Here is a 2,467-nt window from a genome sequence, read left to right as displayed (position 1 = left end):
GAAAGGCCTGTACCCACTCAGCCTTACAGAAAAAGACCTAAGCGGCACCTTTTGCATAACCTCCACCACCTGCTCAGGATCGTCATACTCCCCAACGAAGGCCAGCGTCATGTGCAGGTTCTCACGGCGTGTATAGTTTCCTTTTACCCCGCAGCGTCGCAAGTCATCCTGAATCTCTGCAAGGCTGTCCATCATATTGTCATCAAAACAGATTGCTATAAAGAGTCTCATCAGATCAGCTCCCCATCTATTATTTGAGGTTGCAGCCCTCTCTGTGTTGCAAAATGTCTTACCTGTCCTTTTAATTGTTCAGGTGTGCGTTCTTTCACTATAAAACCTCCATGTATGTCCTAACTTTTGATTCAATATTAAATTGTCTGGCATACTTAACTATTTTTCTTGGATTGCATCTACTTGAAAAATATTCCTTCATTGCTTGTGTATAAATCTGCGTATCAACAGATTTTTTGTCTCTAATTAAATCGCAGATACAGCGTTCCAAATCGTATATTTTTACTTCATAGCCCTGCGGTGTTTTAGCATCAGTTATTCCTAAATCCCACAAGTCTTTTTTACAATAATGAAATCTTGTGTTTTCATAATCCTTTTTTATGCGAGAAACATTATCTCCCTGAGGAACTGTAATATCTAACTCATGAGGTACGCGATCTGAGAGTCCATGTAAAAATAAAGCAGTACCGTGAGAATAAATCATTTTAGGAGAACGATTCTGTATCACACGATATTCGTCAGGTTGATTATCCGCTAACACATAATTTCCATGGGATTCCTTTTTAATTGATCCACTCAGCAATGCTTGGTACAGCGAAAGTCTCGAAACTCCCTTGTCAGCCAATTGTTTAGCAGAAATAATCCCATCATTTGAGTCTATAATCATTTTCAGCGATTCAATTGAGTAATTCATAAACATCACCGCCTTTCATTTCGTTCTTTAATTCTATCACATTAAAGAACGTTTTGTATATATCATTCTTTAATTGTCATATTTCAAAGAACGATATATATTACAGACTCATGTCTCTGTTATGCTTCCGCTTGAATCGTAATCCTTGATGGCATTCAAGTCGAAATCCGGATGATTATTAAGAGATGAATCCGCCATGGATACTGCTCTGTCAACGATGCTATCGTAGCTGTGCCTATCCTTATATGCCTTGTAAAGCTCTTCGACATTGAGGTTCACACCTATGATCCCATCCTCCGGCTTAACTGTGATGGCATCGTAGTTCTCATTCGTCTTCTCTACAGTGTGCGCCTGCACATAGTAGGGTTTTCCGGTTCTTGTCTCTAACTCTCTTCTTACATCTTCTACTACCTTGTCTTTGAATTCTTCGTAGTTCATCGCCTACCTCCTTCTGAAAGTAAATAGTTTCAGGCTCAAAATGAGCGCAAAAAAACAGCTACCTCGTTTGAGATAACTGCTCTATGTAATAGGCGGTTATTATATTTCAGCTTGAACGATATGCCCGAAGTTCAACTCATCTTTATATAAATCATAAATATAAGCAGAGCTTTCACGATAAAGCCCTGTTTCTACATCCTGAAGCTTATCAAAAACCTCTGATTCATAAAAGAAGTTCATAGCCTCGTCATATTCTACGTTCTGGTCTTTCGAGATCATTTCAACGATATCCTGAATAGCATACTCTATTAGTTGCTTTTTCTCATTCATAACTAATTTTCCTCAATAATGAAATAGCTGCAGGTGTATGGAATGAATACTGTGAAGATGTCTTTTTATATATCATGCCTTTAAGAAGTGTATCAAAGTCTATAACTTTTTCTTCATATTGTCTAAACAGCATTGCCATATTATCATCCGCAACAGGTCCAATTACGATATCATACTTAGAATCGAAATTGCACAATGGATCCGAATAATTCTCAAAGCCCCTATTCCTATTATTCATTACAAAACGAGCCCAATCTTCTGATGTCTCTTCACCAAAATTTTTGATTCTAAGACTAGAGGAATCCACAAAAGAATCATATAGTTCCTCCATTTCTCCGGCAAAGAGCTTGTAAATCTTCAACCACATTATCAAATGATAAAAGATGCTCTTCCTCATAGAAATCCTTCAGGAACTCTATTCCCTTGAAATCTCGAAGATATCTATATGCTTCTTTAACATTCAAATTAAAAGCTTCAGCAAACTCATTAACACATGCAACTGTATAATTTATCAATCTTCTCTGATAGCTCATAGCATTTCCTCTTCTAACAATCTTCTATTTAATAATACCATTACCTATTGTATTTATCTACTTGTTTGGACCTAGGGGACGGGGTTTATGGTCCATTATATGGCTCAAAGTTCTGGTGTTTTAATCTTGTTTATATGAATCTACGTCTTACTACCACTTTCGTGTAAGCCACCTATTTTATTGACTTACATGAAATCCTGCTTCTTGGTCACTTTCGTACAATGGGCACAGATATTCAATC

6 protein-coding genes are annotated in these 2,467 nt (G+C 37.2%); all 6 read right to left on the bottom strand.

From position 1 onward, the window contains the following. On the bottom strand, positions 1-231 hold a 231-nt coding region (locus G631_RS19555), incomplete at its 3' end, for a 2'-5' RNA ligase family protein (protein ID WP_026490288.1). Positions 232-328: 97 nt separating this feature from the next. Then, the gene (locus tag G631_RS0115955; RefSeq protein WP_051197326.1) at positions 329-925 is read right to left on the bottom strand and encodes a type IV toxin-antitoxin system AbiEi family antitoxin domain-containing protein; all 597 of its coding nucleotides are present in this window, start codon (positions 923-925) and stop codon (positions 329-331) included. A 108-nt stretch (positions 926-1,033) separates the two neighbouring features. Next, positions 1,034-1,363: a DUF5688 family protein gene (locus G631_RS0115950; RefSeq protein ID WP_026490286.1), complete on the bottom strand. Its 330-nt coding sequence runs from the start codon at positions 1,361-1,363 to the stop codon at positions 1,034-1,036. Positions 1,364-1,462: 99 nt separating this feature from the next. Continuing rightward, positions 1,463-1,693, bottom strand: coding sequence for a hypothetical protein (locus tag G631_RS0115945; protein WP_026490285.1), 231 nt, complete (start codon positions 1,691-1,693; stop codon positions 1,463-1,465). After that, a complete protein-coding gene (locus tag G631_RS19550; protein WP_035789960.1) occupies positions 1,686-2,024 on the bottom strand; it encodes a DUF3990 domain-containing protein in 339 nt (112 codons plus the stop codon). The genes G631_RS0115945 and G631_RS19550 overlap by 8 nt, the downstream gene beginning before the upstream one ends. Next, positions 2,008-2,226 carry a DUF3791 domain-containing protein gene (locus G631_RS0115935; protein ID WP_026490284.1) on the bottom strand — a complete coding sequence of 73 codons (219 nt, stop codon included), beginning with the start codon at positions 2,224-2,226 and terminating at the stop codon, positions 2,008-2,010. Before G631_RS0115935 ends, G631_RS19550 begins: the two co-directional genes overlap by 17 nt. Between the last annotated feature and the right edge of the window lie 241 nt (positions 2,227-2,467).

The sequence above is a fragment of the Butyrivibrio sp. XBB1001 genome (assembly GCF_000424505.1).
GTDB lineage: Bacteria > Bacillota > Clostridia > Lachnospirales > Lachnospiraceae > Butyrivibrio.
This window is presented reverse-complemented; position numbering and strand designations above follow the sequence as displayed.